The sequence below is a fragment of the Mesorhizobium sp. A556 genome (assembly GCF_054489545.1).
This window is the reverse complement of record NZ_JBTMXA010000018.1, coordinates 1-25,856: the sequence shown is the minus strand read 5'-3', so window position 1 is coordinate 25,856 and position 25,856 is coordinate 1. Positions and strand designations below refer to the sequence as shown.

General features: G+C 64.3%; 22 protein-coding genes. 17 read left to right on the top strand and 5 right to left on the bottom strand.

Annotated elements, in window-relative coordinates:
* Positions 1-2: 2 nt before the first annotated feature.
* The 11 genes from ACX3P0_RS22765 (at position 3) to ACX3P0_RS22715 (ending at position 15,507) form a co-directional block, all read left to right on the top strand.
* The gene (locus ACX3P0_RS22765) at positions 3-2,429 is read left to right on the top strand and encodes a GcvT family protein (RefSeq protein ID WP_459092162.1); all 2,427 of its coding nucleotides are present in this window, start codon (positions 3-5) and stop codon (positions 2,427-2,429) included.
* A gap of 71 nt (positions 2,430-2,500) precedes the next feature.
* Positions 2,501-3,295: a DeoR/GlpR family DNA-binding transcription regulator gene (locus ACX3P0_RS22760; protein WP_459092160.1), complete on the top strand. Its 795-nt coding sequence runs from the start codon at positions 2,501-2,503 to the stop codon at positions 3,293-3,295.
* An 85-nt stretch (positions 3,296-3,380) separates the two neighbouring features.
* A complete protein-coding gene (locus ACX3P0_RS22755) occupies positions 3,381-5,858 on the top strand; it encodes a GcvT family protein (RefSeq protein ID WP_459092158.1) in 2,478 nt (825 codons plus the stop codon).
* Positions 5,859-6,221: 363 nt separating this feature from the next.
* A complete protein-coding gene (locus ACX3P0_RS22750) occupies positions 6,222-6,704 on the top strand; it encodes a DMT family transporter (RefSeq protein WP_459092156.1) in 483 nt (160 codons plus the stop codon).
* 91 nt (positions 6,705-6,795) lie between these two features.
* A complete protein-coding gene (locus tag ACX3P0_RS22745) occupies positions 6,796-7,479 on the top strand; it encodes a GntR family transcriptional regulator (protein WP_459081962.1) in 684 nt (227 codons plus the stop codon).
* Between the two features lie 4 nt (positions 7,480-7,483).
* Positions 7,484-8,596: a mandelate racemase/muconate lactonizing enzyme family protein gene (locus ACX3P0_RS22740; RefSeq protein ID WP_459092154.1), complete on the top strand. Its 1,113-nt coding sequence runs from the start codon at positions 7,484-7,486 to the stop codon at positions 8,594-8,596.
* Positions 8,593-9,777, top strand: coding sequence for a mandelate racemase/muconate lactonizing enzyme family protein (locus ACX3P0_RS22735; RefSeq protein WP_459092152.1), 1,185 nt, complete (start codon positions 8,593-8,595; stop codon positions 9,775-9,777). The genes ACX3P0_RS22740 and ACX3P0_RS22735 overlap by 4 nt, the downstream gene beginning before the upstream one ends.
* 140 nt (positions 9,778-9,917) lie before the next feature.
* Complete coding sequence (locus ACX3P0_RS22730) at positions 9,918-11,579, top strand: ABC transporter substrate-binding protein (protein ID WP_459092150.1); 1,662 nt, start codon at positions 9,918-9,920, stop codon at positions 11,577-11,579.
* Between the two features lie 88 nt (positions 11,580-11,667).
* The gene (locus ACX3P0_RS22725; protein ID WP_459081982.1) at positions 11,668-12,621 is read left to right on the top strand and encodes an ABC transporter permease; all 954 of its coding nucleotides are present in this window, start codon (positions 11,668-11,670) and stop codon (positions 12,619-12,621) included.
* Positions 12,618-13,487, top strand: coding sequence for an ABC transporter permease (locus ACX3P0_RS22720; protein ID WP_459092148.1), 870 nt, complete (start codon positions 12,618-12,620; stop codon positions 13,485-13,487). Before ACX3P0_RS22725 ends, ACX3P0_RS22720 begins: the two co-directional genes overlap by 4 nt.
* Positions 13,480-15,507, top strand: coding sequence for a dipeptide ABC transporter ATP-binding protein (locus ACX3P0_RS22715; RefSeq protein ID WP_459092146.1), 2,028 nt, complete (start codon positions 13,480-13,482; stop codon positions 15,505-15,507). Before ACX3P0_RS22720 ends, ACX3P0_RS22715 begins: the two co-directional genes overlap by 8 nt.
* 283 nt (positions 15,508-15,790) lie before the next feature.
* On the opposite strand, the gene ACX3P0_RS22710 is transcribed toward ACX3P0_RS22715, so the two are convergent.
* Positions 15,791-17,131, bottom strand: a complete 1,341-nt coding sequence (locus ACX3P0_RS22710; RefSeq protein ID WP_459092144.1) for an MFS transporter — start codon at positions 17,129-17,131, stop codon at positions 15,791-15,793.
* A gap of 223 nt (positions 17,132-17,354) precedes the next feature.
* On the opposite strand from ACX3P0_RS22710, the gene ACX3P0_RS22705 reads away from it, so the two are divergent.
* Entirely contained in the window at positions 17,355-18,095 is a 741-nt protein-coding gene (locus tag ACX3P0_RS22705; RefSeq protein ID WP_459092142.1) for a hypothetical protein, read from the top strand.
* A gap of 37 nt (positions 18,096-18,132) precedes the next feature.
* Here the strand turns inward: ACX3P0_RS22705 and ACX3P0_RS22700 are convergent, their stop codons facing one another.
* Entirely contained in the window at positions 18,133-18,768 is a 636-nt protein-coding gene (locus tag ACX3P0_RS22700) for a TerC family protein (protein WP_459092140.1), read from the bottom strand.
* 494 nt (positions 18,769-19,262) lie between these two features.
* Here ACX3P0_RS22700 and ACX3P0_RS22695 point away from each other — a divergent pair, with 494 nt between their 5' ends.
* From ACX3P0_RS22695 to ACX3P0_RS22680, 4 genes are all read left to right on the top strand, one after another.
* Positions 19,263-19,580, top strand: coding sequence for a TFIIB-type zinc ribbon-containing protein (locus tag ACX3P0_RS22695; protein ID WP_459081953.1), 318 nt, complete (start codon positions 19,263-19,265; stop codon positions 19,578-19,580).
* Positions 19,581-19,681: 101 nt separating this feature from the next.
* On the top strand, positions 19,682-20,674 hold the full coding sequence (locus ACX3P0_RS22690) for a Tim44 domain-containing protein (RefSeq protein WP_459092138.1): 993 nt from the start codon (positions 19,682-19,684) through the stop codon (positions 20,672-20,674).
* Positions 20,675-20,808: 134 nt separating this feature from the next.
* Complete coding sequence (locus tag ACX3P0_RS22685; protein ID WP_459092136.1) at positions 20,809-21,129, top strand: ArsR/SmtB family transcription factor; 321 nt, start codon at positions 20,809-20,811, stop codon at positions 21,127-21,129.
* Positions 21,130-21,172: 43 nt separating this feature from the next.
* Positions 21,173-22,432, top strand: a complete 1,260-nt coding sequence (locus ACX3P0_RS22680) for an MFS transporter (RefSeq protein ID WP_459092134.1) — start codon at positions 21,173-21,175, stop codon at positions 22,430-22,432.
* Positions 22,433-22,570: 138 nt separating this feature from the next.
* Here ACX3P0_RS22680 and ACX3P0_RS22675 read toward each other — a convergent pair whose 3' ends face one another.
* Both ACX3P0_RS22675 and ACX3P0_RS22670 read right to left on the bottom strand, forming a co-directional pair.
* Entirely contained in the window at positions 22,571-24,064 is a 1,494-nt protein-coding gene (locus tag ACX3P0_RS22675) for a catalase (protein ID WP_459092132.1), read from the bottom strand.
* An 85-nt stretch (positions 24,065-24,149) separates the two neighbouring features.
* The gene (locus ACX3P0_RS22670) at positions 24,150-24,425 is read right to left on the bottom strand and encodes a hypothetical protein (RefSeq protein WP_459081948.1); all 276 of its coding nucleotides are present in this window, start codon (positions 24,423-24,425) and stop codon (positions 24,150-24,152) included.
* Positions 24,426-24,547: 122 nt separating this feature from the next.
* Here ACX3P0_RS22670 and ACX3P0_RS22665 point away from each other — a divergent pair, with 122 nt between their 5' ends.
* Positions 24,548-25,462 carry a LysR substrate-binding domain-containing protein gene (locus ACX3P0_RS22665; RefSeq protein WP_459081947.1) on the top strand — a complete coding sequence of 305 codons (915 nt, stop codon included), beginning with the start codon at positions 24,548-24,550 and terminating at the stop codon, positions 25,460-25,462.
* Positions 25,463-25,524: 62 nt separating this feature from the next.
* On the opposite strand, the gene ACX3P0_RS22660 is transcribed toward ACX3P0_RS22665, so the two are convergent.
* Positions 25,525-25,856, bottom strand: a 332-nt coding sequence (locus ACX3P0_RS22660) for an aldehyde dehydrogenase family protein (protein WP_459092130.1), incomplete at its 5' end; no start/stop codon positions are given.

Sequence of the window (25,856 nt, the reverse complement as noted above, 5' to 3'; positions counted from 1 at the left end):
TGATGTCGAGCCCAAAAATCCCGTCGCACGCCCGCATCGTCATCGTCGGGGGCGGCGCGCTCGGCACCAGCATCGCCTATCATCTGGCCAAGGCCGGCGAAAAGGACGTGCTGCTGCTTGAAAAGAACGTGCTGACCGCCGGCTCCACCTGGCATGCCGCCGGCCTGATGGGCCAGCTTCGCAGCAAGGTGAACCTGACCCGGCTGATGCAGTACAGCGCCGATCTGTGTGCGAAGATCGGCGCGGAGACGGGCCAGGATGTCGGCTGGAAAAATGTCGGCAGCCTGCGGCTGGCCGCTTCCGACGCGCGCTGGGAAGAGCTGAAGCGCGCCGCCACCGCCGCCAAAAGCTACGGCTTCGATATGGAGCTTGTCGGGCCGGACGAGGTCAAGCGGCTTTATCCGCTCGCCGATATCAAGGATTTGCGCGGCGCGACCTGGATCGCCTCCGACGGCCATGTCGATCCCTATTCGCTGACGCAGGCCTACGCCAAGGGCGCGCGCGCCAGCGGCGTCCGCATCGTGGAAGGCGTCGCCGTTACCGGCTTCACCATCAAGGATCGCCGCATCGTCGGCGTCCAGACCACAGAAGGCGAGATCGGCTGCGAGATCGTCGTCAACGCCGCCGGCCTGTGGGCGCGCCAATGCGGCGAGATGGCCGGCATCGACCTGCCGGTCACCGTGCTCGAACACCAGTATTTCGTCACCGAAAAATCGCCGCTGGTGCCGGACAATTTGCCGACGCTACGCGACCCGGACGCCAATTTCTACGTCAAGCCGGAACCCGGCGCGCTGGCCATCGGCGGCTGGGAAAAGGAAACGCGCGCCGTCTATGGAAACGGCAAGCTGCCGATGAGCTTTGGCCAGGAGCTTTTCGGTGACGATCTGGAGCGCATTTCCGAGGTGATCGAGGGCGCATCGAACCGCATCCCGGTGCTGGGCGAACTTGGCGTGCGCTCCGTGGTCAACGGACCGATCCCGATTTCGGCCGATGGCGAACCGGTGATGGGGCTTGCCGGCGACCTCGACAATTTCTTCCTCGCCTGCGGTTTCACCTCGGGTATCGCCGCTTCCGGCGGGGCCGGCCATGCCATGGCCAACTGGATCCTCGAAGGCGACCCCGGCATGGACCTGTGGGCCTTCGACCTGCGCCGCTTCGGCAAGCCGCATACCGGCCTTGCCTATCTGCGCGACAGCGCCATCGAGGCCTATTCGAAATATTACGCCGTCGCCTGGCCGGAAGAGGAGCGTTCGGCCTGCCGGTCGCTGCGCCGCTCGCCGCTCTACCAGACGCTTACCGGGCAGGGCGCGGTGAACGGGGTGAAATTTGGCTGGGAGCGGCCGAACTATTTTCTCGAGGCAGGCGAGCAGAAGCCGCCGCTCGAAACCTTCGAGCGCGCGCCCTATGCGAAAGTCATCGGGCGCGAGCACAGAACCGTACGAGAAGGCGTGGCGCTGATCGATCAGTCGTCCTTCTCGAAGTTCGAGATTTCCGGGCCCGGCGCGTTTGCCTATCTGCAATGGCTGGCGGCGGCCAATCTGGACCGCGGCACCGGTGCGGTGATCTACACGCAACTGCTCAACAAGCGCGGTGGCATCGAGTCCGACCTCACCATCATGCGGCCGCGCGAAGATGTATTCTACGTCGTCACCGGCTCGGGCTTCGGCACACGCGACGGCGGCTGGATCCGGCACGACATGCCGCGCGACGGATCGGTGACCATGCACGACGTCACCAGCGCGCACTGCGTCATCAATCTGTGCGGCCCGCTGGCGCGAAAAGTGCTGGAAAAGGTCAGCGAGAACGACGTCCGCAATGAGGCGTTCCCCTACATGACCTGTCGCGACATCCGCATCGGCTGGGCGCCGGTGATGGCCGCGCGCGTCACCTATGTCGGGGAACTCGGCTGGGAACTGCATATCCCGACCGAATATTTTGCCTATGTCTACGAGGTGCTGCGCGAGGCGGGTGCGGAATTCGGCATCGCCGATGTCGGCTACAAGGCGATCTCCAGCCTGCGCATGGAAAAGCGTTATCTCTACTGGGGCGCGGACATCACCCCGGACGACACGCCGCTGGAGGCTGGCCTCGGCTTTGCCGTGTCGATGAAGAAGGGCGAGTTCCACGGCCGCGATGCGCTCGCGGCGCAGAAGGAGCGCGGCCTCACGCGAAAACTCGCCTGCTTCCGGCTCGATGATCCGCTGCCGGTCTATGGCGGCGAGGCGATGGCGGCGCAGGGCCGTATCGTCGGCATAACAACGAGCGGCGATTTCGGCCACACAGTGGGCGCGTCGCTGGTGTTCGGCTACCTTTCCGGCGACGACATGGAGCTGAATGAGATCGAGGTCGAGGCCTTCGGTCGCCGCAGCCGCGCCGCGCGGGTCGAACGCTGCGCCTACGATCCCGGCGGCGAGAGAGTCCGACTCTAAGTCAGGGCGCAAAACAGCCTGCACGCAACGCCACATCTTGCAACATCGGCGTTGCGTGGCCAAAGTAGCGCATGCCTCATGCACATCACGCTTCCGGGCGGGCGCTCGCACCCCGCCGTCATGACGAGATCCTGAAGCGCTTGGCGCGCGATGGGTCGGTGAGCATCGCCGACCTTGCCGGCTTCTTCGAGGTTTCGCGCGAAACGATCCGCCGCGACCTGAAATTGCTGGCCGAGCGGCGTCAGCTCGACATCGTTCATGGCGGCGCCGCCCGTTTCGAAGCCAACGAGCCGGCCATGACCGAGCGGGCGCAGGAAAACGCCGCCGGCAAGGCAGCGATCGGCCGGGCCGCAGCCAGCCTTGTCGAGGACGGGATGGTGGTCTTCCTCGATTCCGGCACCACCACGCTTGCCGTGGCGCATGCGCTGAACACGCGTCAAAACCTGACGATCTGCACCGCGAGCCTGCCGATTGCGCTGCATATGTGCCATTTCCCGACCGTCAGGGTTCATATCCTTGGCGGTGAAATCGATCCCGCCGAAGCGGCGGCCGTTGGCGTGGATGTGCTCGATGCGATTGCCCGTTTCCGGGTCGATATCGCGTTCCTCGGCGGTGGCGCGCTGTCGAGCGACGGCGAGGTCACCGACTTCACCCGCGCCGGGGCCGAGCAGCGCTCGCGCATGATCATGGCCGCGAGAAAGGCCTATTTCGTGCTGGACAAATCCAAGTTCGGCAAGCTGACGCCGTTGCGGGTTCCCAACTTCGAACGCGCCGCCGGAATCATCGTCGACGCGCCGCCTTCGGCGTCGACGGTCAAGGCGCTCGGGCAGAAAGGCCCGAAGCTCATCATCGCCAATGAGATGTGATATTATGTGATATTTGATGTTGCATTTTGTGGCATAGCATGCGACCTTTCCTCATTCAATTCATACGATCGAGGACAAGGCCGTCATGGCGAACAATTTTCCAACCCAGGCCCGCGTGGTCATCGTCGGCGGCGGCATCATCGGATGTTCCGTTGCCTATCATCTGACCAAGCTTGGCTGGACCGACGTCGTGCTTTTGGAGCAGGGCCAGCTTAGCGGCGGCACCACCTGGCATGCGGCGGGTCTCGTCGGCCAGTTGCGCGCCCACTCCAACATGACCAGCCTGATCAAATATTCCACAAAGCTCTATGCCGGGCTGGAGGCCGAGACCGGGCTTGCCACCGGCTGGAAGAATTGCGGCTCGCTGGCGGTGGCGCGCACGCCGGACCGCATGACGGTGCTGAAGCGCACCGCCGCATCGGCGCGCGCTCAAGGCATCGAGGTCGACGTCATCTCGCCGCAGGAAGCTTTCGAGCGCTGGCCGGTGATGGCCGTGGACGATCTCGTCGGCGCGGTCTGGCTGCCCGGCGACGGCAAGGCCAACCCGACCGACCTGACCCAATCGCTGGCCAAGGGCGCTCGCACCGGCGGCGCGCGCATCATCGAGCGCGTTAAAGTCACCGGCATTAAGGTCAAGGACGGCGTTGCCTGCGGTGTCTCGACCGACAAGGGCGATATCGCCGCCGAGATCGTGGTCAATTGCGCCGGCCAGTGGGCGCGCAATGTCGGCCGCATGTGCGGCGTGTCCGTGCCACTGCACTCGGCCGAGCATATGTATATCGTCACCGGCAAGATCGAAGGCGTGCATCCCGACCTGCCGGTGATGCGCGATCCGGACGGTTATATCTATTTCAAGGAGGAGGTCGGCGGCCTGGTCATGGGCGGCTTCGAGCCGCACGCCAAGCCGTGGGGCATGAACGGCATTCCCGACGATTTCGAGTTCGCGCTGCTGGAAGACGACTGGGACCAGTTCGAAATCCTGATGGAAAACGCGCTGGTGCGCGTGCCGCAACTGGAGCACGCCGAGGTCAAGAAATTCTACAACGGCCCGGAAAGCTTTACGCCCGACAACAATTTCATCCTCGGTGAAGCGCCGGAACTGAAGAACTTCTTTGTCGGCGCGGGCTTCAACTCGATGGGCATCGCCAGCGCCGGCGGGGCGGGCATGGCTTTGGCCGAATGGATCGTCAACGGCGCGCCGACCATGGATTTGTGGCCGGTCGATATTCGCCGCTTCGCCGGCTTCAACAATAATCCGCGCTGGCTGCACGACCGTATCAAGGAGACGCTCGGCCTGCACTACGCCATGCCGTGGCCGAACCGCGAACTGGATACGGCGCGGCCGTTCCGCCGCTCGCCGCTGTATGACCGGCTGGCCGCCAAGGGGGCCTGCTTCGGCTCCAAGATGGGCTGGGAGCGCGCCAACTGGTTTGCCGGCCCGGACGAAGTTCCGCAGACCGACTATGCGTTCGGCCGGCAGAACTGGCACGACGCGGTGGCGCGCGAGATGAAGGCGACGCGCGAAGGCGTGGCAGTCTTCGACCAGACCTCGTTCGCCAAGCTGTTGATGCAGGGCCGCGACGCCTGCGCCGTGCTGAACCGCATATGTGCTGCTGACATCGATGTCGCCGTCGGCACCTCGGTCTATACCGGCATGCTCAACGAACGCGGCGGCTATGAGAGCGACCTGACCGTCATGCGGTTGGCCGCGCAAAAGTTTTTGATCGTTACCGGCTCGGCGCAGGCGGTCCATGACGCCGACTGGATCGCCAAGAACACGCCCGCCGACGCGCACGCCATCGTCACCGACGTGTCCTCGGCCTATTCGGTGCTGGCGCTGATGGGGCCGAAATCGCGCGCCCTTTTGGGCAAGCTGACCTCGGCCGACCTGTCGAATGCCGGCTTCCCGTTCGGCGCGATCCGCGAGATCGATCTCGGCTACGCCACCGTCTACGCCAACCGCATGACCTATGTTGGGGAACTCGGCTGGGAACTGATCGTGCCGACCGAATTCGCCGTCGGCGTCTATGAGGCTCTGCATGAGGCGGGGGCGGAATTCGGCCTGGTCGACGCCGGCTACTACGCGCTCGACGCGTTGCGCGTTGAAAAGGGCTATCGCGCCTGGAGCCGGGAATTGACGCCGGACATCACGCCGTTCGAAGCGGGCCTCGGATTTGCGGTCGCGCTCGACAAGCCGGGCGGCTTCATCGGCCGCGAGGCGCTGGTGAAGGCCAAGGCGCAGCCCTCGCTGCAAAACCGCATCGTCCAGTTCACCGTCGACGACGCGGCTCCGATGCTGTGGAGCGGCGAACTCATCCTGCGCAACGGCAAGCCGGTGGGCGAGGTACGCTCCGCCGCCTACGGCCACACACTCGGCCGCTCGGTGGCGCTGGGGCTGATCCATAATGCGGAAGGCGTCGACAAGGAATTCCTGGCCGGCGGAAGCTTCGAGATCGATCTCGCCGGCGTGCGCTATGCGGCCACCCCGCATCTGCGCAGCCCGTATGACCCGAAATCGGAAAGGGTAAAGGCCGACGCCATCGAGGTGCGCGCGGCAGCATGACGATGGTAGTGGAATTGCCGTCCGGGTCAAAATTCTGATCCGGGCCCAAATTCTGAACTGGGAGTAAGCGGCCATGTCGGGTTTCGCGCTTGCGCTGGTCCTATCGGCCGCCGGTCTCCATGCGCTGTGGAACGCCTTGATCAAGGCCGCCGCCGACCGTTCGACCGTGCTGTCGGCCGTATCCTCGGTGCATGTCGTCGCCGGGCTGGTGCTGGTCTTGGCCTCACCGGCGCCGACGGTTGAAAGCTGGGCTTTCATCGTTGCCTCGACGCTCCCCACTACGTCTATTACGTCTTCCTGTTCCAATCCTACCGCTTTGGCGATTTCAGCCAGGTCTATCCGATCTCGCGCGGCAGCGCGCCGGTGCTGGTGGCGCTCGGCGCTTATCTTGCCATCGGCGAGAGGCTGTCGGTCACGGCCTGGCTCGGGCTGGCGGGCATTTCGGCCGGCATCGCCATCCTCGCCTTCGCGCGCGGGGCCAACAAGGCAAACCCGAAAGCCGTGATCGCCGCGATGATAACCGGCCTTTTGATCGCCAGCTATTCCATCGTCGACGGCATCGGCGTGCGGCTGGCCGACAGCCCGTTCGGCTATATGGGCTGGTTGTTCCTGCTGGAACTGTCGGTAGTGCTGTTCCTGTTCCACCGCCGTCGCAACGGCGTGCATCGGTTCGGCAGAAAGGCCTTTTACGTCGGGCTGATCGGCGGCGCTTGCGCCGTCACGGCCTATGGGCTGGTGATCTTCGCCAAGACCATTGCCCCGCTTGGCGCGGTTTCGGCGGTGCGCGAATCCAGCGTCATCATGGCCGCGCTCATCGGCGTCGTGACGTTGGCTTTCTCGGCCTGAAGCGCTTTCGCGCATAAATGCGATTTCCGGGATTGCTAGATTGTCGACAATGTGATTGGCTGGCGCCATCCTGAGTGCATGCAGCACGGCCATGACCAAGACCGAGTTCGCCCCGATCGTCGATACGACCCGCCGCGCCGAAATCGTCGGCCGTCTCCGGCACGCCATCTTCACGGGGCAGTTGGAGCCGGGGCAGAAGGTCAACGAACTGCGCATCGCCGAGCAGATGCGCGTCAGCCGCGCGCCCTTGCGCGAGGCGCTGCGGGAACTGATCCAGGAAGGCCTGCTGACCAACATTCCCTATGCCGGCGCCTATGTCATCAATGTCACCGCCAAGGACATCGAGGACGCCTATTCCCTGCACCATGTGATCGAGGATTTCGCCATCGAGCGTGTCTGGCCGCTCCGCGACGCAAGCTTCGAAGCCGAACTCGACCGCCGCCACGACGCCGTCAGGCACGCGACGTTGAACATCGACATCAGCCGGCAGATCGAGACATCGCTACGCCTGCACGGCCTGATCTACGAATGGTGCGACCACTCGCTGCTGCTGGATACGTGGCAACGCCTTGCCGGCCGGCTGCAGATGTATTTCGCGCTGCATCAGCGCGCGCGCGACGAGGTGGTGCCCGACGTGGACATGCACGAGGACTATGTGCGGCTGCTCAAGGGCGACGACATCGCCGCCGCCAAGCGGCACGCGCATGAACATCTCGACTGGAATTTCGATGAACTGCTCACCTATGTCCGTGGGCTGGAAGGAAGCCAAGGCTAAAGCGATGCGTATCAAGACAATCAAGGCATACCGGATGCTGCAGCCCTTCGTGGAGGGGCCATACAAGATGTCCAAGGGGCGGCATGCCGATGCCTTCGACTCCATCATCGTTTCGCTGACGTCTGATGACGGGCTGACGGGCTGGGGCGAGATGGCGCCGCTCGGCACCTTCTATTCGGCGGCGTTCGCGGCCGGCGCGCAGGCTGGCGTCATCGAGATCGCGCCGCATCTGCTTGGCCAGGACCCGCGCGCGCTTTCCCGCATCGGCCGCCTGATGGACACCGTGTTCAAGGGTCACCCCTACATCAAGTCGGCGATCGACATGGCCTGCTGCGATCTGGTCGCGCGCGCCGCCGGCGTGCCGCTGGTCACCCTTCTCGGCGGCCGCGAAAGCGAAACCACCGCCCTCTACAAGGTGGTGACCCACGGTGCCGCCGACGAAATGGGCAAGCGTGCCGCCCGCATCGTTTCCGAGGGTTTTGACCGCATTCAGGTCAAGGTCGGCGGCGACGTGCATGGCGACATCGAGCGCGTCTCGGCGGTGGCGGCCTCGGTGCCGAAAGGCACGGTGATCTTCTGCGACGCCAATGCCGGCTGGACGCCATATCAGGCCAGGCAATTCGCCGATGCGACCCGCGCCATCGACTACACGTTCGAACAGCCCTGCACGACCATCGACGAGTGCATGTCGGTGCGGCGCTCGCTCGACAAGCCGATGGTGCTGGACGAATCCGTGATGTCGCTGGACGATTTGCTCGACATTCACCGCAAGGGGGCCGCCGACGGCGTGACGCTGAAAATCTCGCGGCTGGGCGGCGTGTCGAAGACGCGGCAATTGCGCGATCTCGCCGTCGACCTCGGCCTCATGATCACCGTCGAGGACACCGGCGGCGCCGAGATCGACACCGCCGCGATGGCGCATCTGTCCTTGTCGACGCCGGAGGAGCACCGCCTGCACGCCATCGCCTTCCATGAATGGGTGACGGTAAAGACCGCCTCGAACTGCCCGCCGGTCATCGGCAGCCGCATGGGGCTTCCTGATGGAAACGGCCTCGGCATCGACGTGCTGCCCGACCTGATCGGCAAGCCGTTCCTCGAACTTACCGGCACGCCATGAAAATCCGCAAGATCACCGCCACCCCGATCAATTTGAAGCTGGACGCGCCCTATGTCTGGGCGTTCGGCGAACTGGACGGCTTTTCGCCGACCATCGTCGAAGTCGAGACCGAAGACGGGCTGATCGGCCTTGGCGAAGCGCCGAGCCCGGCGGCTGCCGCCATCATCACCGACGTTCTGGCCCCGCGCCTGATCGGCCGCGACGCCTTCGACATCGCTGGTGCCGAGCATGTCTGCCTGCCGTTCTGGACGGGGGTGCAGAGCATCAATGACGGCACCCGCATCATGGCCTTCGGGGCCATCGAAATGGCGCTCTGGGACCTGCGCGGCAAGGCCTGGAACCAGCCGCTGTACCAGTTGCTGGGCGGGGCGGTGCGCAAGGAAATCCCCTTCACCGACTATTTCTCGCTGCGCGGCGACGGAGAGGTCGTGCGCGGCGAAAAGACGCCGGAAGAGGTCGCGGACTATTGCGTCAAGCTGCACGAAACGCATGGCACCACCTTCTTCGAAGGAAAGTTTTCCACCGAGGACCCGAAGCTGTCGCTGAAAATGGTCGAGCTGATCCGCAAGAAACTCGGCGACGACGTGATGATCCGCATCGATTCCAACCAGGCTTATTCGCTGGCCACCGCGCGCCGATTGGCGCGGCCGCTGGAGGAACTTGGCGTGCGCAACTGGGAGGACCCGGTTGCGCACGTCGAGGCCATGCGCGAGTTGCGCCAGCACTGCTCGATCCCGTTTTCGACCCATAACGCGGATATCGCGCGGGCCATGGAACTCAAGGTTCCGGATGCCATCGTCGGCAACCCGGCGGCGGTTGGCGGCATCGGCCGGCTCGTGCGCTTCGTCGGCGCGTGCGAACATGCCGGCATCGATTTCTGGTGCTACAGCGGCGACAGCGGCGTCGGCAGTTCGGCCTATCTGCATCTGTGCGCGGCGCTGGGCTGGATCCGGGAGCCCAACCAGTCGCTGTTTCGCATGCACCCGGTCGACGTTATCGAAGGCGGACCGTTTTCGCCGAAAAACAATGTCGTGCGCGTGCCGGAGGGACCGGGCCTCGGCGTCACGTTGTCGCGCGACGCGCTGGCATTCTGCCACCGGGACTACATGGAAAACGGACCCTGCAACAAATATCACGACCCGCAAAAGCCGGGCACCTACCGGCGCTTGCCGCTGAACTGAGGAGGATAGGGGCGCGCGACAACACAAGGACGTTAGCGGAAAAACGGGCCGGGAGGCTTGATCGGCAGTGGAGACGCCGTTCATAACAGGATAAACTTTCCAACCAAACGCAGTCACAACACCAAGGGGAGAATCACGCCATGAAAGACTATCGCTTGCTCGACCTGCTCCGGCGTCGCCGGAACCCGCTCGAAAATCACCTGATCGACGGTCTCGTCGCCGGTCGCATCAGCCGCCGCGAATTCGTCCGTCATGGCAGCCTGCTTGGCCTGTCGCTGCCGCTGCTCGGCCAGATCGGCCTTGCCGCCGGCTTCGGCACGATGCCCACCACTGCCCGTGCGGAAGGGGCCGCCGGCGCCACCATCCGCGTCGCCTGCAATGCGCCCAACGGTGCCGTCGATCCGGTGACGGCGCCCGACGTCGGCGGTCTCGTCATGCTGCAGCAGACGGGCGAATTCCTGTGCATGGATGGCCCGGACCTCATCTTGCAGCCGATGCTGGCCGAAAGCTGGTCGCCCAACGACAAGGGCACGGTGTGGACGTTCAAGCTGCGCAAGGGTGTCAAGTTCCACAACGGCGCCGAGATGAAGGCCGAAGACGTGGTGGCGAGCATCGAGCGGCTGGCCGACCCGGCCAACTCCTCCAACGCGCTTTCCGTCTTCACCGGCGTGCTGAGCAAGGGAGCCGTGCGCAAGGTCGACGACCTCACTGTCGAATTCCACCTCGACGCGCCCAACGGCAACTTCCCGTATCTGGTGTCGTCCGACAATTACAACGCCATCATCCTGCCGGCCGACTATGCCGGGGATTTCGAGAAGAATTTCATCGGCACCGGCCCGTTCAAGCTGGAAAAATACACGCAAAAGGTCGGCGCGTCCTTCGTGCGCAACGAAGACTACTGGGGCGAAAAGGCCCTGCCGGCGCGCGTCGAATTCGTGTTCTTCGCCGACATCCAGCCGCAGATCCTGGCGCTGCAGGGCGGGCAGGTCGACGTCATCAACCAGTTGCCGGTGTTGGCCGGCGCTGGCCTGCTGAACGATCCGTCCGTGGTGATCCTCAGCAACAAGTCCTCCACGCATCACCAGATGCACATGCGCAACGACATGGACCCGTTCAAGGACCCGCGCGTGCGCCGCGCCATCGCGCTCAGCATCGACCGCAACAAGCTGACGCAGGGCCTGATGCGCGGCCGCGCGCAGCCGGGCAATGACAGCCCGTTCGCGCCCGTCTACCCCTCGACCGACACCTCGGTCGCCCAGCGCCAGCTGGACCTGATGCAGGCAAAGCAGCTTCTGGAAGCCGCCGGCGTGAAGGAGGGCCAGAAGATCACCCTGACCACGCAGCGCTATCAGGAAATTCCCGAATACGCCCAGCTTGTCCAGAACTTCGTCAAGGAGATCGGCATCGACATGCAACTCGATGTGATGGACTCGGGCACCTATTACGGGGACGCGGTGTTCGGCAAATCCAATTGGCTGGATTCCACCATGGGCATCACCGACTACGGCCATCGCGGGGTGCCGAACGTGTTCCTGTCGGCGCCGCTGAAAAGCGACGGCACCTGGAACGCAGCACACTTCAAGAACGCCGAATACGACACGCTGGCGGCGAGCTATATCGCGGCCCTCGACCTCGAGGCCCAGAAGGCCGACGCCGGCAAGATCGAGCGCCTGTTGCTTGAGGAAACGCCGATGGTCATCGGCTATTTCTTCGACTATCTGTCGGCCACCGCGAAAGGCGTAACCGGCGTCAATCCGACAGCAATGTCGCAAATCTTCCTCGACCGCGCCTCCAAGGCGTGATCGAATGAAGCCTTGAAGCTGCGGCCCGCCGTCCTCGCGACGGCAGGCCGCGACTGTCCATTTTAGGCCGCAACCGGAGGGCCCGGTCATTCTCAGCTTCCTCCTGAGACGCATCTCGCTGTCGCTGGTTACGCTGTTTCTTCTCAGCATCATGGTCTTTTCGGGGGGCCAGGTGCTGCCGGGAAATGTCGGCCGCGCCATCCTCGGCCCCTTCGCCGACCAGCGCGCCGTCGAGACGCTGAACCAGCAGCTTGGCCTCGATCGCCCCTATGTGGTCCAGTATTGGGACTGGATTTCGCATTTCGTGACCGGCGACATGGGCACGTCCTATATTTTCCGCTCGCCGGTCGCGCCCTTCGTGCTCGATGCGCTCGGCAATTCGTTCAAGCTCGCGCTTGTCGCCTTCGTCATGGTGGTGCCGCTCGGCATTCTTGGCGGGGTGGTGGCAGCCCTCAACGTCAACCGCCCCATCGACCGCATCATCAGCCTTGGCGGCCTCTCGGCGACGGTCCTGCCTGAATTCGTCACCGGCATCGTGCTCATCCTGGTCTTCGGCATCTGGCTGAAATGGCTGCCGATCGCGGCGACGTGGCCGGAAGGTGCGGGCTTCTTCACCCAGCTTTACTACCTGATCCTGCCGGCACTGCCGCTGTTTCTGGTGTTGTTTGGCTATATCGCGCGCATGAGCCGGGCCGGCATGATCGAGGCGCTGGATTCCGACTATACGCGAACGGCCGTGCTGAAGGGCCTGCCCTGGCGCACGGTCATCTGGCGTCACGTGCTGCGCAACGCGCTGATGCCGACCATCACCGTGATCGCGACCCAGACCGGCTATCTGATCGGCGGGCTGGTCGTGGTCGAGACGCTGTTTCGCTACCAGGGCATCGGCTCGCTCATTTTCACCGCCGCGCGCGGCAAGGATTTTCCGGTGCTGGAAGCCGGCATCCTGACCATCGGCATCGTCTACGCGGTGGCGACGCTGATCGCCGACCTCACCTATTCGATGCTCAACCCCCGTATCCGGCTGGGAGCCGAGCCATGAGCGCCGCCGAGATCGCTTCGACGCCGGAAGCGGCGCGCAGCCGCGCCAGGGAGACGCTGGCCGCCCTTGGCCGCTCCGGTTCCTTCCTGATTGGCGGCGCGATCGTGCTGTTTTGGGTTGCCTGCGCGCTGTTTGGCGAGCATTTCGCGCCTTATGATCCGCTCGCCAACGACATCATCAATTCGCTGACGCCGCCGACGGCCGAACATTGGTTCGGCACCGACCAGCTTGGCCGCGACGTGTTTTCGCGGGTCATCGTCGGCTCCCGCGACATCCTCACCGTCGCGCCGCTGGCAACGCTGCTGGCCACCATTTTCGGCACGGCGCTCGGGCTGTTGACCGGTTATTTTCGCGGCCTGATCGACGACATCGTCAGCCGTATCCTCGAAGCCTTCATGGCCGTACCGGTGGTCATCACCGCGCTGCTCGCCATCGTCGCGCTCGGCACCTCGAAGGTCACGGTGATCGCGGTCATCGGCCTCAGCTTCTCGCCGATCATCGCGCGCACGGTGCGCTCGGCCGTGCTGTCGGAACGCGAACTCGACTATGTGGCGGCGGCGAAGCTGCGCCGCGAAGGCGCTCTCCACATCATGTTCGTCGAAATCCTGCCCAACGTGCTGCCGCCGATCCTGGTCGAATCGACGGTGCGCCTCGGCTACGCCATCTTCGCGGTGGCGACGCTGAGCTTCATGGGTTTCGGCATCCAGCCACCGTCGCCCGACTGGGGCCTCAGCGTTTCCAGCAATTACGGCATGATCGGCGGCGGTTTCTGGTGGACAGTCCTGTTCGACGCGCTGGCCATCGCGACGCTGGTGGTCGGCGTCAACCTGATGGCCGATGGCGTGCAGGGGGCGCTGGATGACTGACGCTCTATCGGTCGAAAACATCAAGGTCGCCTATCGTTCCGGCGGGCGCGACCGCGCCGTGCTGCGCGACGTCAGCTTTCGCATCGGCCGCGGCGAGGCCTATGGGCTGGTCGGCGAGTCCGGTTGCGGCAAATCGACGATGGCGCTCGCCGCCGTGGCCTACCTGCCGCGCGCCGGCCACGTCACGGCGGGCACCATCGCCATTGACGGCATCGACGTCACGCGGCTCGACCGTGAGGCGTTGCGGCAGTTGCGCGCCAAGCGCGTCTCCATGGTCTATCAGGAACCCGGCAAGGCGCTGAACCCGACATTGCGGATCGGCCGCCAGGTCACCGAGATCTTCGAGATGAATGGCGCTTCCGCCGCCGAGGCGCAAAAACGCTCGATCGAAATTCTCGAGCGTGTGCGCATTTCCGATCCCGAAAACGTCGTCCAGCGCTATCCGCACCAGCTTTCGGGCGGCATGCAGCAGCGCGTCGCCATCGCCATGGCGCTCGCCAAGGACCCGGCGCTGCTGATCCTCGATGAGCCGACGACGGGGCTGGACGCGACGGTGGAAGCCGAAGTCCTCGACCTGATCGGCGAACTTCGGCGCGAGTTTTCCACCTCGATCCTGTTCATCAGCCACAATCTCGCCGTCGTCGCCAAGATGTGCGACCGCGTCGGCGTGCTTTATGCCGGCATGCTGGTGGAGGAGGGGCCGACGCAACAGCTTTTCACCGCGCCGCGCCACCCCTATACCGTGGCGCTGCTGCGCTGCCTGCCGCGCGCCGGCCAGCGCAAGGATCAAAGCCGGCTCGACACGATCCCCGGAACGCTGCCGTCGCCCGGCGCGACGATTGCCGGCTGTCCCTTCGCCGACCGCTGCGCGCTGGCCGACGACCGCTGCCGCCGCGAACTGCCGCCCCTGCACGATATTGGCGGGCGGTTCTCGCGCTGCCATTATCACGAGCGGGCGCAGGACCTGCCGCGCCAGACTCCCGCGCAGGTCAAGTATCGGGCACCGGCACCAGAGGCGGTGCCGGTGCCGGTGCTGCAGGTGCGCGACCTCAACAAGACCTTCGCCTCCGGCGACCATGGCCTTCGCGCCGTGGCCGGCGTCTCGCTTGAGATCGCGGCTGGCGAGACGCTGGGGCTGGTCGGCGAATCCGGCAGCGGCAAGACGACGTTCGCGCGCCTGCTGCTCGGCCTTTTGCCGCCGGATGCCGATGGTGCGATCCTGCTCGACGCCAAGCCGCTGCCGCCGACCATCGACGAGCGCTCGGGCGATCAGGTCAAGGCGATGCAGATCGTCTTCCAGAACCCGGACTCCGCGCTCAACCGTTCGCACACGGTGCGCCATGTCATCGGCCGCGCGCTGAAGCGGCTCGGCGGCCTGAGCGGCGACGCGCTCAACACGCGCCTACTCGACCTGATGCGTTCGGCACAGCTCCCCGAACGGTATCTGGCGTCAAAACCGCGCCAGCTTTCGGGCGGCCTGAAACAGCGTGTCGCCATTGCCCGCGCCTTTGCCGGCGAACCGCGCCTCGTCGTTTGCGACGAGCCGACGTCGGCGCTCGACGTGTCGGTTCAGGCGGCGATCCTCAACCTTTTGGCCGACCTGCAGGCCGAACGGCGCGTCAGCTACCTGTTCATTTCCCACGACCTCGGCGTCGTGCGCTATCTCTCCGACAAGATCGCGGTGCTGTATCTCGGCCGCATCATGGAAGTGGGGCCGGCTGAACGTGTTTTCCAAGGCCCGCACCATCCCTATACCGAAGCGCTGCTGTCGGCGGTGCCGAAACTGGAAGGCGCGCCCGCCGCCCGCATTCGCCTGGAAGGCGATATCCCCAGCGCCCGCAACCCGCCGGGCGGCTGTGTCTTCCACACGCGCTGCCCGCGCAAGATCGGGCGCATCTGCGAGGACAAGGAGCCGCCCCTGGCCGAAGCCGAGCCCGGCCATGCGCTGCGCTGCCACATCCCCATCGACGAACTGGCGCAGCTTCAGGGCAAGCTACACAAGGAGACGGTCGGCTCCTAAAGCAAGTCGCGATCTTTCAGATTCGCTTGCCGTCCTTTAGTTTTCTCGCATGTCTTTACCCCGAAACCGGTGCCCACTTTCGGGAGACATGCTCTAAGCCAAACGGTGACGCAGCAACGAAAAGTCACTGCTTTGGGGGCAAGACATCAGCCGGGTTGGTGCAGCGGCACTGTGACGCCGGTCTTGATCCGATCCATCACGACAAGGGTGCGGCTCGACCCGGTCCAGAAGCCGTTCGGCTTGAACGGAGCTTTCTGGACATGAGGCGCGCAATGGGGCTGCGTTATTCGACCGGCATGCGCTCCCGCCCCGGTGGGGCCGCGACCCGGATCAGGGCGAGGCTGGCCAACAGCGCCGCAGAGATGACGGTGAACATCGCCAGCGCGCCGTAGCCGCCAAGCAGCGGCAGCAGCACGATCGGCACCAGCGCCGACACCATCCGGCCCAATCCCCAGGCTCCGGCAGTCGCGGAGGCCCGCAGATGCGTCGGCAACAACTCGGCTGCATAGAGCCCGAGCACGACACTGTAGACGGCGCTGGCGAGATTGAACGCCACGCCGGCGGCGATCAGCGGCAGCAGGGCGGTGCCGGTTGCGAAGCCGAGGCCCGTCACCATCATCGTGGCGGCACAGGCAAGGAGCATCCGTCGCCGCGGAATCTTGTCGATGAAGGACGCTGCCGCCGAAATCCCGAGCGCCGGCCCGAACATCGTCAGCCCCGCGACCAGCAGGGAATCGCTGACGTGAAATCCCTTGTGCACCATCACGGCCGCGCTCAGCAGCGGAAAGCCGATCGTTGCCCACGGTCCGAGCATGTAGAGCCCGCAGAGCAGCGCTGTGCGGCGCAGGTTGGTGCGATCGTTAGCCAGCGCGCGAAAGCCGCTCGTCCGGGCGCGCTCGAGCGCGGGCAACTCGCGGGTCGGCGCAGATATCATTCCAGCCGACGCCTCGAAACGCCGGCAAGCTTCCTCGGCCATCATGGTGCGGCCAACCGATGCCAGCCAGCGCGGCGATTCCGGCACCAGGAAGAAGAAGGCCGCCGTCAGCGCCGAGCACGCGCTGCCGAAGATCAGGGCCCAGCGCCATCCCTCGATTCCGAAGGGTGCAATCGGGGTCAGCCAGCGGACCATCAGGATGATGACCGGTGCCCCCAGAAAGGCCAGGGCCGCGCACAGCATCATCAGCATGCCCCGGCGTCTGGGCGGCAGCAGGTCCGAAAGATAGGCGGCGGTCAACGGGGGATAACCGCCCAGCGCCAGGCCGGAAACGAAGCGGAAAATGGTCATGGCGGCCATGTCGCGGCTCGCCGCGACAGCCAGCGAACTCACCGTCAACAGAACCAACGCCGATTGCAGCGCGATCCTGCGGCCATGGCGGTCGGCGATCCAACCGAACACCGGCGCGCCGATCGCACCGCCGGCGAAGACGGACGCAAGCAATAACGCCAGTTCGCCACGCGAGGCATGGTACGGGGCTGCGGAGAAAATTCCGGAGAATGCATTGCCCAACGCCACCTCGGCGATATCGGCAAACAGCCCGAATGCGGCCAGCGCGAGCAACGCGACATGCAGCGGGGTCACGGGCAGGCGATCCAGCCGCTGGGCGATGGTCAGATTGTCCGCCATGCCATCCCCCTTCGTGGCCGAGACTTGCTGGAAATCGGAGCCAGGCCGCCCAAGCTATGTGATCGGCAACGAATGTGTCGAGTGCCCACCGCCATGGAAGGTAGCATGAGAACAAAGCGCCGGAAGTGCAGGCGCGATTATTTATTCACATACTTCTCGGGTTTGAGTAATATGTGAATAAAGGGAAGAGATATGGATGAGCTTTGCCGGGATGCTTGACGACATGTTCGAAAAATTGGCCCGCTCGCTGCCGTTGACGGCTCTGTTTGCCCTGTTGCTTGGCTGCACCCAGGCATTTGCCGGGCCTGCCGTGACGGTGAAGCCATTGCGCAGTCCGCCGGGAAAAATCGTCTATCCGCGGCTCGTTGCGGGAGCCAGCGCGGATGTGCGCCGAGCGGCAAACGGGATGCTCGCCGGCCGTGAGAAAGCCGACCGCCAACAGCGCTTCGATTGTCTCGACGCCGTTCGGCAAGCGGGCCAGTCACCGGTCCGTGAAAGTTTCGAGGAGACGGTCCGGGCGAGCTATGTGTCGGCGCGCTATCTTTCGGTCGACGTGCGGCGAAGCTATTTCTGCGCCACCGCCTATCCGACCGAAGATGCCGCCGATCCGCTCACCATCGATCTTGCGGACGGCAAGGCGCTCGACTGGAAGAGGCTCTTCAAGCCGGGCTTCCTGCCGCAGGAGGGAGAGGCCGGCCTGTCGGCGCTGGCCCGCCTTTATCAGACGCGTTACGCCGCCTCCGGCGAGCAGCAGGCGTGCAAGGATGTCGTCTCCGGCCAGGATCCGTTCGCGGAAGGCGCAATCCTCTGGCTCGACGCCGCCAAGGGTGGGCTCGTCGCACAGCCGAACTTTCCGCATGTGATAGCGGCCTGCGCCAAGCCGATCACGCTGGGCTCGAAGGACCTTGCGTCCTATGCCGCCCCGTACTTTTTGCACGACCTTGCGGCGGTGCAGGCCAAATAGGCATGCACCGCCTTAACGGAGGCGGTCGCTGACGACCTCAGGGGTTGAGATACGCCAACACCTCGTTACCGCCGCGATAGATCATCTCCAGCGCGACATAGAGGATGATCGCGAGACCGAGATAGGCGATCCAGCGGAAGCGCTGCAGCAGGCGGGCGATGTAGGTCGCCGCCAGGCCCATCATCGCGATGGACAGGATCAGGCCGAAGATCATGATCGTCAAATGGTCGCGGGCCGCGCCCGCCACGGCGAGCACGTTATCGAGCGACATCGACACGTCGGCGACGACGATCAGCCATGCCGCCTGGGCGAACGTCTTGCGCGGAGCGCCACCGTCGACGCCGCTCTCGCGGCCCTCGATGGCATCGACTTGTTCCTGGCTATGACCGGCGCGCAATTCGGACCACATTTTCCAGCAGACCCACAAAAGCAGGACGCCGCCGACGAGCAGCAGGCCGACGATTTGCAGGAGTTGCGTGGTTATGGCGGCAAAGCCGATGCGCAGCACTGTGGCCGCGATGATGCCGATGAGAATGGCCTTGTTGCGCTGGTCTTTCGGCAGACCTGCGGCGGCAAGGCCGATGACGATAGCGTTGTCGCCGGCCAGGACCAGGTCGATGAAAATGACTTGAAGAAGGGCGGAAAGGGCTTCCGGGGTAAAAAGTTCGCTCATGTGGGACCCGTTGTTCGTTGGGGCGCCCGAATGTGTGGATCGACCGGGCAAAGCGGCGGCGGCACTTTCGTGTCGGAGCCGGTTGCGCTGCAAAAGCTACGGTCGATGAAATTCCACGAACACCAGGCCACCTGTTTTGATATCCAGTCCGACATCACGGTTCATGGGAACCGCCAGAGGGGCCCGGCCTGGTGCGGCTCGTCTAGCCGAACGGGCCCGGAAATTCAAGGGGGCCGTGGACCAGCCTCGAACGGGCGCTGCCGGCGTCGTCGTTTCGCGCGCGAAAAAATCGTCCGGCGGGGATGCTTTTCGGGCACGGCGCTCTTGAAAGTCGATTGCGCCGCGCCCAAATCCCATGCGCGGGCCGGGCCCCTCTGACTGTCGCCTCCGGGCGATCGTGATGTCGGACCGCGTGAAAGGGCCCGTTCCATGGTATTGAAGAACATCAATCCGGTTCGAGTGGGCTCATGTCCAATATCGTTTCGGAGGTCCGCATGACATCTTCCATCCTGGGTCTGGTTTGCCCTTCCTGCCGCGTCGCTCTGGTCATGAGCGAGCGTCAGGGCATCGAGATCGACTATTGCCCGCAATGCCGGGGCGTCTGGCTCGATCGCGGCGAACTCGACAAGATCATCGAGCGCGCCGGCAAGGAAGCCGCGCCTCAGCCGCAGCCACAGCCGCAGCCTTACGCGCAGCCGCAGCAGTATGCACCTCAGCCGGGGCGCGGCCATGATGATGACGATTATGCCCGCTCCAAGGGCCATCGCTATCCCAAGCGCAGAAAATCGTTCCTCGAAGAATTGTTCGACTGACCGCGCACACCCGCGAGACAGGCCATGCGCCTCTCTCGCGCCAAGACCGCTCTAGCAGCCAACACAGCATTCCCAACACGGGATTCATTGAGGAACCGCCGATGTCGACTTCGCCTACCGTCCGATTTGCAGCGCTGTTTTCGGCCCTGTTCCTGGCATTTTCCATGACTGCGATGGATCACGCCGAGGCGCGGCGCGGCGGCAGCTTCGGCAGCCGGGGCGCGCGTACCTTCCAGTCAGCGCCGTCCACGCGGACGGCACCGGCACAGACCGCGCCGGTCGAACGTTCGATGACGCCCAGTACCGGAAACAACACGGCCTCCCGCCAGCAGCCGATGGGCGCGCAGCGTCCGGGCCTGATGAACGGGCTCGGCGGATCGATGATGCGCGGCCTGCTGCTTGGCGGCCTGCTCGGCGTCCTTTTGGGGCAGGGTTTTGGCGGCCTTGCCGGCATGTTCGGTTTTCTCATCCAGATGCTGCTGATCGGCGGCGCGATCATGCTCGCCATTCGCTTTTTCCGCTCGCAATCGGCGCGTACGCCGGCGATGGCCGGGGCCGGTCTTTCCGGCGGCGCGGCGGGTTTCGGGCGCGGCGACCAGCGCGAAGCGGCCAATGCGTCGTCCTTCGGGATTCCGGGCATCGGCTCGGGCTCCGGATCTGGCCGCGCGCCTGAGGCTGTCGCTTCCGAGGACATCGCCTTGACCGAGGACGACCTGGAAACCTTCCAGCAGATGCTGACGCAGGTTCAGGAAGCGTACGGGCGCGAAGATCATGGTGCGCTGCGCCGCCTGGTGACGCCCGAAATGGTTTCCTTCCTGTCGGAAGAACTGGCCGACAACGCCCAGAATGGCGTCCGCAACGATGTTTCGGAGGTCCATCTGTTGCAGGCTGACATTGCCGAAAGCTGGCGCCAGGGCGACAGCGACTACGCGACGGCCGCGTTGCAGTACTCCTCGCTCGACGTGACCCGCGACCGCACTACCGGCAAGGTCGTCGATGGCGATGCCGACCAGCCGACGGAAACCACCGAACTGTGGACGTTCACCCGCCAGAACGGCGCGGAATGGAAGCTTTCCGCTATCCAACAGGCTTGATGCTCTCCACGTGATGGGGTTGGCCGGTGCCTGCTGTGGCGCCGGCCACGCCTGCCCGACAAGGGCGGGGACAGGCTTGCATATCCCGGCCGGCCTTCTTGACGGCCCGACATGCGACGGCTACCTCTATTTCCATGGAACTCGAAAAAGCAACCTCCCAGCTTGAGGCGCTCGGCAATTCGACGCGGCTTCAGCTTTATCGCATTCTGGTGCGCGCCGGCGATGACGGTCTTGCCGTGGGGAGTGTCCAGGAGAGGCTGGGCGTTCCGGCTTCGACCCTGTCGCACCACCTCAAGCGGCTTGTCGACACGGGTCTGGTGACGCAGGAGCGCCAGGCGACCACCCTGATCTGTCGTGCCAATTACCCCGGCATGAATGCGCTGATCGGGTATCTCGCGGACGAATGCTGTGCCGACGCAAAATGCGCGCCGGCCGTTCGGCAGGCGGTCGCGTGACCGTCGTGCCGATGACCGACGCCACCTGTTGCCGGAGTGCCGCGTGACATCCACGGCGCTTGATGACGAGGCGCGAAAGCGCGATGCCGGAGCGGGGGCAGGGGTCGGGCGGCTGATCACCGCCCTCGGTATCGCCCAGATCTGTTCCTGGGGAACGCTCTACTATTCCTTCGCGCTGATGGCCGAGGCGATGCGCACCGATCTCGGCTGGTCGAAGACCGAGATTTACGGTGCCGCGACACTTGGCCTGACGCTCGCGGGTCTCGCCGCCTATCCGGTCGGCGCCGCCATCGACCGTGGGCAAGGCCGCATCGTCATGAGCCTCGCATCGGTGGGCGCGGGCCTTCTGCTCTTCGCCTGGTCGCAGGTGTCGAATGTCTTCGTCTTCTACGCCATCTTCGCCGGGATCGGCTGCCTGCAGGCCGCGACCTTCTACGAGCCGGCTTTCGCGGTGATCGCAAGACGCGTCGGTTCGGGAAACGCGCGACGCGGCATCACGACCCTGACGCTGTGGGGCGGGTTCGCCAGCACCGTCTTCATCCCGCTCATCCAGTTCCTCATCGACGGGATCGGCTGGCGCGGTGCGCTCATGGTTCTCGGCGGCATCAACATCGTCGTCTGCGGCGGGCTCTATTTTCTGGCGATCGATCCCGCCAAGGATTTTGCGGTCCCAGTGCGTCAGCCGCACGAAGCGCCACCCCTGGCTGGCCGCAAGGCGGTCGCCTGGGCCATGCGTCGTCCGGTCTTCTGGGCGCTCATGGTCGCGCTTGTCGGCTATGAAGTCGCCTTCGCCTCGCTGACGTTTCACTTCTATCCGCTGCTGCTCGAACGCGGCCTCGATACCGCCGGTGTCGTCACCGTGCTGGCGGTGATCGGACCCGCGCAGGTGGCGGGGCGCATCCTGATCATGATGTTCGCTCCCAACGCTCCGATCCGCAGGGTCGGTTCCATGATCGTCATCGCATTTCCGCTTGCCGTCCTCGGCTTCGCCTTGGCTCCGCCGAACGTGGCGATCATCGCGGTGATTGCGGCCTTTTACGGCGGGGCCAACGGCATGATCACCATCGTGCGCGGCCTCATGGTACCGGAAATGATCAGCAGGGATGCCTATGGAGCGATCAACGGCGCGCTGGTCGCCCCCATGAACATTACGCTGGCGGTTTCCCCCTTGGCCGCCGCCTGGCTATGGTCGGCGACCGGCAGCTACGATACCGTCCTCATCGCAGTCGGCGTGGGCGCATGCGTGTTGTGCCTGGGTTTCTGGACCGCGGCCGCCTTGAGTTATCGGAATGTGCGGAGCTAGGGCCGGAGACCTTCCGCTCCTGCTCATCCAACAAGAGAAATTGCAGAGCGGGCAAGGCGTCACGAAGCGACGCCCTGCAAATTTGCCCGCCTGCCACACCGCAAGGCGCGAACAGGCGGGCCATTTTATCCGTCGCGGTCAGGCTTCGCCCATGCCTTCGGCGGGCTTCGGAGCGCTGCCGGCGCGGACCTTGTCCTCGATCCGCTTGCCGGTAGCGGCGTCGACGTTCTTCCAGTACTGGAAGGCGCGGCTTAGCACCGGTTCGCGCACGCCGCCCAACAAGGCGCCGGCGACCTGATCGACGAACTGCGCGCGCTGCGCGTCGTTCCAGACTTCACGCACCAACTTGCCGGGCTGGCTGAAATCATCGTCCTCTGCATGCAGCGTGTAGGCGCTGCGCGTCATCTCACCATCGGTTTCCCAGCCATCCTCCACCGGGCCGGTCTGGTCGGCCCAAGGGCGGCCACCACTGTTGGTCGCGTAGACCGGCGCGTTACCGGTGTGATCGAAGGCCATCTGACCGTCGATCATGTAGGTGTTGACCGGCACTTTCGGGCGGTTGACCGGCAGTTGGTGGAAGTTGGTGCCTATGCGGTTGCGCTGCGCGTCGTTATAGGCGAAGGCGCGGCCGAGCAGCATCTTGTCCGGCGACAGGCCGATGCCCGGAACCGTGTTGCCCGGCGAGAACGCAGCCTGCTCGATCTGGGCGAAGAAGTTTTCCGGGTTGCGGTTCAGCGTCATGGTGCCGACCTTGATCAGCGGGTAGTCGGCATGCGGCCACACCTTGGTCAGGTCGAACGGGTTGAAGCGGTATTCCTTGGCGTCGGCATAGGGCATGATCTGGACCGACAGCGTCCAGTTCGGATGCTCGCCGCGTGCGATGGCGTCGAACAGGTCGCGGCGGTGGAAATCGGTATCGCTGCCGGCCATGTCGGCCGCTTCAGCGTTGTTGAAGAACGCCATGCCCTGCGTGGTATGGAAGTGGTATTTTACCCAGAACTTCTCGCCCTTGGCGTTGATCCACATATAAGTGTGCGAACCGTAGCCGTTCATGTGGCGCCACGTGCGCGGCAGGCCGCGTTCGCCCATCAGATAGGTGACCTGGTGCGCGGTTTCCGGGTTGTTGGTCCAGAAATCCCACTGCATGTGGTTGTCGCGCAGGCCGGAATCGGGAAGGCGCTTCTGGCTGCGGATGAAGTGCGGGAACTTCATCGGGTCACGCACGAAGAACACCGGCGTGTTGTTGCCGACGAGATCGTAATTGCCTTCGTCGGTGTAGAACTTCAGCGAGAAGCCGCGCACGTCGCGCCATGTGTCGGGGCTGCCGTTTTCACCGGCGACCGTCGAGAAGCGGGCGAGCATGTCGGTGCTGGCCCCCTTCTGGAACAGGGCTGCCTTGGTGAAGGCGGAAACGTCCTCGCTGACGGTCAGCACGCCGAACGCGCCCGCACCCTTGGCGTGCGGCTGGCGCTCCGGAACTTTTTCGCGATTGAAATGCGCCATCTGCTCGAGGAAATGCACATCGTGCAGCAGGATCGGGCCGTTGGCTCCCAGCGTCAGCGAATTGCGGTCGCTGGGTGCCGGAGCGCCTGTGCTCATGGTGGATCCGGTGCCTGGCTTCTGGTCCGTCATGTCGTCATTCCTTTCCGGGCCGTTTCCGGCTCGTTTGCAAAAAATCTTCGATCTGTGTGGGCGTGGGTTCGCGCCTGTCTCGGCGTCAATTGGACCGATAAAGGACGCGGAACCGCGGCGGTACGGGTTGCCCCATGCCCTGGCCGGGGACGGGCAGGACGGAGATGACCTGCCCGGCATCGATGCCGCTTTCCGCAAGCGCGGCATTGAGGGCCAGGACTGTATCGTCCGTATAAAGTTCACGAACGCCACCGGGCGAATTTGTGGTTTTATTTTCAACGATCATCAGAATACTCCTAACGAATTTCCAGGGGGGTGCCGCCGCGGCCCGTGCACCAATCAGTTGGCGTTCGGCGCTCATGCGACGGCTCTAGGGCCGATTGCCGAAGGGTCATCGGTCTAGTGTCTGTCCCAGTGTACTCGACCTTGACGATCAGGTCCAATAAGATTACCAGCCAAAGTCGATAAGGAAAACTGATTGAAATGATCTCGCTGAAACAGTTGAAATATTTCGATGCGGTAGCCCGCTGCGGGCATTTCGGCAAGGCCGCGGAGCAGTGCTCGGTGACCCAGCCTGCGCTCTCGATGCAGATCCAGGAGTTGGAGAAGTTTCTGGAAGTCCAGCTCTTTGAACGAGGGCGTGGGTCGGTCATGCTGACGAACAGCGGCAGGAGCGTAGCACTTCGCGCCGCGCGGATTCTTTCCGATGCGCGCGACATTGTCGATGTCGCACGCCAGAACGGCAAATCATTGTCCGGGCCGCTGGGATTGGGGGTCATCCCGTCGGTTGCGCCCTACATCCTTCCCGGATTGTTGCCTCTGGTTCGGGAAACCTATCCCGATCTCGACCTGCGCCTGCGCGAGACCCAGACCCAGTTCCTGCTGCGCGAACTGCTGGATGGGAGCCTCGACCTTCTTTTGCTGGCGCTGCCGGTCGACGACCCGGCCATCGAAACGCTTCGCCTTTTCGACGACCGCTTCCTGTTGGCCATGTCGCGATCGAAGCAGATATCGAACCGTGTGCGGGCGACCCCCGATATGGTCGAAAGCGACAAGCTGCTGCTGCTGGAGGAGGGCCATTGCTTCCGGGACCAGGCCCTGACGTTTTGCGGCCTGCGGCAGGTCGAAAACGCGGCCACGTTCGGCGTGTCGAGCCTGTCGACGCTTCTGGAGATGGTAGCCAACGGCTTCGGAATGACGCTGATTCCGGAGATCAGCGTGGGAGTGGAGACCAACCGGCAGGCCATCCGTCTGATGCGGTTCGAGGATCCCGAACCGAAGCGGGTCATCGGGCTTGCCTGGCGAAAGCGTTCTCCCCGCAGGGATGATTTTGAAAAACTGGGAGAAATCATCACGGCCACCAACGAGCATGCGCGGGCAACGAGGCCAAGCATCTGATCGTGGCGATGGCGCCGCGCGGCTGCTCCGTGGCCGCAAAGGGTGGAGGCTCCCTTAATCGGCTACCACGGCAACGAGAAGGTCTTGACGTTGGTGAAGCTTTTCATGGCCTCGATGACGCCTTCCTTGTAGCCGTTGCCTGAGTCCTTGATGCCGCCGAAGGGGGACATTTCGATGCGGTAGCCGGGGACTTCCCAGATGTTGACCGTGCCGACTTTCAGGCCGGCAATGTATTTCTGCATGCGGCGGTAGTCGTTGGTGCAAACGCCCGACGACAGGCCGAAGGCGGTGGAGTTCGACAGCTTGATCAACTCGTCGTCATTGTCCGGCGCACGCACGATCGGGATGATCGGCCCGAACGTTTCCTCCATGACAAGCTCGGACGAATGCGGCA